Raw genomic sequence first — 4,551 nt, forward strand, 5'->3', positions numbered from 1 at the left:
ATCCCGTGTCGCCAAAGAAAGGTACTCTTCGCCTATTACGGATGAGTACTGTGTGATACCACGGCTATCCATATACGGAATAATGCCGTCTCGCCACCGTCTGCGATGTGTCTCAATACACGCAGACGAATACTTTTGGTCTTGGAGAAACAGAACTGTCTCGGCGACCAATTGCCTGATGTCCTTTGATTTGTTATACATAATTATTGCTATTATTAATTAGGGTGATAAACACAGCCCTTAATATAGCAATAATTTTTATCAAAACAACATTATCAAAAGTAAAACTGAAAAACAGAGAGTTTTATTATATCGTAGTGCTTACTTTGGATAACATTTTACTTTGGATAAGATAGTTTATCATTAGTTCTGATAAACTATCTGAAGATATTGACATTGCCATTGCTGAAGCATGGACGATGAGTGGAAATCAGTTGAAGAACTTGATACGTAAGACATCCAAGAATATGACGGAAGGATTACAGGAAAAAGTAATTCCCGGTGCCACCAGCAAAGGATCCCATTACCATAAGGCCTACTATACCTATCCGCGGGCTGTCAATGAAGAACAGGTCGGGGCAATAAAGGCCGGTCAACTGTTGGTAGAGATTAACTCTTTTGCCAACCCATATCCGGTTCTGCAATGCCCCCTTCAGAGTTTCCTCACGGAGTTCTTGATGAAGACGGGCAATTCACAGCTAGTTGCGGAATATGATATGCAGCCGTTTCTCGTTCCCGTTCTCGACAAGAGACGCACACTGACGGAGAAGCTGGTCTCGCTGCTCCGTTTCTCACTGGCCGATTCACCCATCCCCGAATTACAATCCAAAATCAGGCACTTTTATGATTTGCACTTTCTGTTGCAGGATGATGAATGCCGTACCTATCTGAACAGTACAGACTTCAAACAAGACTTCCAAACATTATTTGATCACGACAAGCAGAGTTTTGACAAGCCACAAGGTTGGCAAGACCGGGACATCACTGACTCACCTCTTGTTACAAACCTCCAGGATCTGTGGGCTAAATTGCAGGAAACCTATCTCAGGGAGTTACCCGATTTGGCATACCAACAGATTTCGGATGTTCTTTCCATAAAGACCAGTATGCAGGAGATGATAAGCAAACTTGTAAATCATTGAATACGGTTATCAGTCATATCTAAAATATAATAAGAAGATATTTCTTCCTCAAATGCAAACCGTTATTAGACAAGCCATTTGCGTGAGCGTGCTGCAAATGTGCTGCAAATATGGAAATAAGCAACGATAAGCAAACACGCACTCAACTGCTGCAAAGGTAGTGCAAACGAGCGGAATATCAAAATAAATACGAAGTTTTGTTTTGTATTCCCGAGTGTGACCTACTTTATAAAAAGGTTGTGTTTTCAACAAAAACACCGATAGGATTGCCACAAAAGCTAGTTATAAAATGCCACAAAAGTTAGTTGTAAAACAGTATAAAAGGCTAAATGAACTACAACAAAAATTACAAATAAAACGCATCAAAAACTATAAATAAAACACCTCTAAAATTAAAAATGAGAAGATAAAACTACAGATTTTCAGTCATATATCGGACATTAAAGATAAAAATCCATAAGAGTTTAACACTTCTGTTGGCAATATTCATGTTTTAGATTAACTTTGTAGGAAAATGCAAGATGATGGACAAGATAAGCACTCAATACAATCAAGCGGTACAACTTATAAAGTCGGCTATACTTCAAAATCAGTTGGAAGCAGCCAAGGCTGTCAACAGACAGATGCTCGCACTATACTATGGTGTGGGCAAGTATATCTCTGATAACACCCGCAAAGGAGTTTGGGGCACAGGAGCCATTGAAACGATTAGTGAACAGCTTAGGAGAGAACTGCCAGGATTGCGAGGATTTTCTCCAACAAGTATCAAGAAAATGCGCCAGTTTTATGAGCAATGGTGTAATGTTGTAAATCGCCCGCCATTGGCGGACGATTTGCAAACGGCTGCTGATGAGACTATTTTGCCGTTTAAGTCTTTGCTATTGGCAAATCGTCCGCCAATGGCGGGCGATTTTGATTGGCACGATTTTTTTGCTTTAAGTTTCTCTCATCACGATGAGATTCTGTCAAAAACCAAGACTCTCGAAGAGCGTGTATTTTACATCCATCAAGCTGCTACTTTGCATTGGGACAAATACACTCTTCGTGACAACCTCAAGGCAGACTTGTTCCAGCACCAGTCGCAGATGCCAAGCAATTTTGCCAAGACTATGTCGTCAACACGTCACGCTCTAAAGGCAATATCCATGTTCAAGGACGATTATCTGCTTGACTTCATCAATGTTGAGGAACTTGATGAGCGAGACCCACAAGACATTGATGAGCGTATTATAGAAAACTCAATAGTGTCGAATGTCAAGAACTTCATCCTTACGTTCGGCAAGGACTTTACGTTCATGGGTAACCAGGTGCATATCGACAAGTTCGGACATGACCATTGGATTGATCTGCTGTTCTTCAACAGGGAATTGCAATGTCTTGTAGTGTTTGAACTAAAGAAAGGTACTTTCAAACCTGCCTATCTCGGTCAGTTGTCTGCTTATATCCGCATGTTGAATGATGACGAGCGCAAACCTCATGAAAATCCGACTATAGGAATAGTGCTTTGCCGTGATGCAGACAAGACATACGTTGAATACCTTCTTCAAGACTACACCCAGCCAATGGGTGTCGCAACGTACAAGGTAATGCCTGAGAAGCTAAAGAAAATACTTCCTCCAGAAGAAGAATTCAAGAGATTGCTTGACGGAAAAGAATTCGACAAATCAGAAAAATAAGGAGACTATGGGAACTGCATTACTGGCACTCTGCTTCTGCGCGTTGTCGCTCGTCCTTGCCTTGTTTGTGGGCATATCGCCCATAAGCGACAAGGCAAAGATTAGGTTTATGTATGTTGGTGCTGCGCTGTCGTTGATGGCAGTGCCAATGATGAGCCATTATATTGCAGGGCTGAACGGTCATCAACGCCTGTGCCATAGCCTTTGCCGAGCGTGACCAGATAGCAATACCCAAAGTCAGCATAGCCGTTAATGCCAAATGCAGCCAAGCCGACCTCATGGCGTATGCCAGTTCCGCTTTCTTCAAGATTGGCAAGAAACGGAAGAGCATTGCACGGTTCCTGAGTATTGTGTTCGAAGCTTACTTCCCCGGTGGTGAAGGATTCGTGTATAAGAAGATGCCAGGGGCGAAAAGTTAGTTTCAAACTAGAGAATAATTGATAATCTTGCACAGAGACCACGATAAAACAAATGCACTTACATTCTTCATAATCTTATTCTTGATAATCTGCTGATATTTTGTAAAGTGCTGATAATCAATACTCCCCGAAAGCGAAAATTACAAAAAGAAACAAAAAATTCAAAAAACAAAACGAAAACATCTGCTTAACATCTGTTAACACGGAAAACAAACGAAATTTTCATTTCCTGTCATTTGGAGTAGTGTCTTTAAGTCGCAAGATTGAGAGCAAAATGCCCCTTATGATGGAAACCTCGTTTGCCGAAATGCGAATTTGTTAGACGAAAGCAATCAAAAAGTAGTTTTTTATGTGGCATTCTAAAATAATTTCATTGAAATTATAAGCATTTGTGTAGCTTTTTATTATAAGAGTCATTTATCTCATAGAATTTTGATAACTTTGCATCAAATTTATATAAATTCAAAAATCATGGATAATCTCAATCGCATAAAGGTGGTTCTGGTTGAAAAGAACAAAACTGGCAAGTGGCTTGCTGATGAACTGGGTAAATCTACATGCACAGTGAGCAAGTGGTGTCAGAACTCTATACAGCCAGACTTGAAAACATTGGATAAGATTGCAAAACTTCTTGAAGTTGACGTAAAATACCTTTTGAACGATACCCAAATTTAATACGACTATGACAGATATTGAACTCAAAACACTGAAAGAAAACCTCTGGCATTCGGCAGATATGCTTCGTGCTGGAGCTCATCTCGCAGCCAATAAGTATGGACAGCCTATCCTCGGTCTTATTTTTCTTCGTTATGCCGATGTGCTTTTCAAACAGCATAAGGCAGAGATAGAAGAAGAGTATAATCAATACAAGGGTACTCGCATGGAGAAAGAGTACAAGGATGTTGCAGTGGAGAAATGCGGTTTCTACCTTCCAGAGTGTGCTTACTTCGATTATATTGGAAAAGCCACTCTACTTTGACCCTTTTGGCCAAACAGGATTGCTCACCTTGGCCATAATATGATTGACCCTTTTGGCCAAAATAACATTAACCACTTAGTACAAGTGTCGTTAGAGTTTTTTTGTGTAGATTTGAGAACCCGAGTCCTGGTGTAAGGGGTAATAATAAAATCTATGCAAATGAACAAGAGAATCAAGAACATTTTAAGATGTTATGCGGCAGGGATGGGTATCAAGGAAACGGCATCCACGTTCCATACTTCCCGTAACACTGTCCGCAAGTATGTCCGCCTGTTCCTTTCAAGTGGGAAAAGCATCGATCAGCTTCTCTCCCTTTCCGAGGAGCAGTTGCATGA

The 4,551-nt window shown here is 40.7% G+C and carries 6 protein-coding genes; 5 read left to right on the forward strand and 1 reads right to left on the reverse strand.

Features of this window, described 5'->3' with window-relative positions; all coding sequences use genetic code 11:
* Positions 1-389 precede the first annotated feature (389 nt).
* Positions 390-1,142 (forward strand): nucleotidyl transferase AbiEii/AbiGii toxin family protein, encoded by a 753-nt coding sequence (locus L888_RS13675; RefSeq protein WP_262489289.1) that lies wholly within the window; start codon positions 390-392, stop codon positions 1,140-1,142.
* Positions 1,143-1,666: 524 nt separating this feature from the next.
* Positions 1,667-2,818 (forward strand): PDDEXK nuclease domain-containing protein, encoded by a 1,152-nt coding sequence (locus L888_RS0110855; protein WP_027952907.1) that lies wholly within the window; start codon positions 1,667-1,669, stop codon positions 2,816-2,818.
* Positions 2,819-2,925: 107 nt separating this feature from the next.
* Here L888_RS0110855 and L888_RS14540 read toward each other — a convergent pair whose 3' ends face one another.
* On the reverse strand, positions 2,926-3,243 hold the full coding sequence (locus L888_RS14540; protein WP_156925004.1) for a hypothetical protein: 318 nt from the start codon (positions 3,241-3,243) through the stop codon (positions 2,926-2,928).
* Positions 3,244-3,708: 465 nt separating this feature from the next.
* On the opposite strand from L888_RS14540, the gene L888_RS0110865 reads away from it, so the two are divergent.
* The 3 genes from L888_RS0110865 to L888_RS14545 form a co-directional block, all read left to right on the forward strand.
* Entirely contained in the window at positions 3,709-3,912 is a 204-nt protein-coding gene (locus tag L888_RS0110865; protein ID WP_027952908.1) for a helix-turn-helix domain-containing protein, read from the forward strand.
* 7 nt (positions 3,913-3,919) lie between these two features.
* Complete coding sequence (locus L888_RS0110870) at positions 3,920-4,216, forward strand: type I restriction-modification system subunit M N-terminal domain-containing protein (RefSeq protein WP_027952909.1); 297 nt, start codon at positions 3,920-3,922, stop codon at positions 4,214-4,216.
* A gap of 159 nt (positions 4,217-4,375) precedes the next feature.
* The coding region (locus L888_RS14545; RefSeq protein WP_075261829.1) for a helix-turn-helix domain-containing protein at positions 4,376-4,551 on the forward strand (176 nt) is incomplete at its 3' end.

This window comes from Hallella seregens ATCC 51272 (genome assembly GCF_000518545.1).
In the GTDB taxonomy this organism is placed as follows: domain Bacteria; phylum Bacteroidota; class Bacteroidia; order Bacteroidales; family Bacteroidaceae; genus Prevotella; species Prevotella seregens.

What these genes read in the sequence shown, in the direction of transcription:
- L888_RS0110865 (WP_027952908.1), top strand. Translation starts at nt 3,709, where the DNA reads ATGGATAATCTCAATCGCATAAAGGTGGTTCTGGTTGAAAAGAACAAA.
- L888_RS0110855 (WP_027952907.1), top strand. Translation starts at nt 1,667, where the DNA reads ATGGACAAGATAAGCACTCAATACAATCAAGCGGTACAACTTATAAAG.
- L888_RS0110870 (WP_027952909.1), top strand. Translation starts at nt 3,920, where the DNA reads ATGACAGATATTGAACTCAAAACACTGAAAGAAAACCTCTGGCATTCG.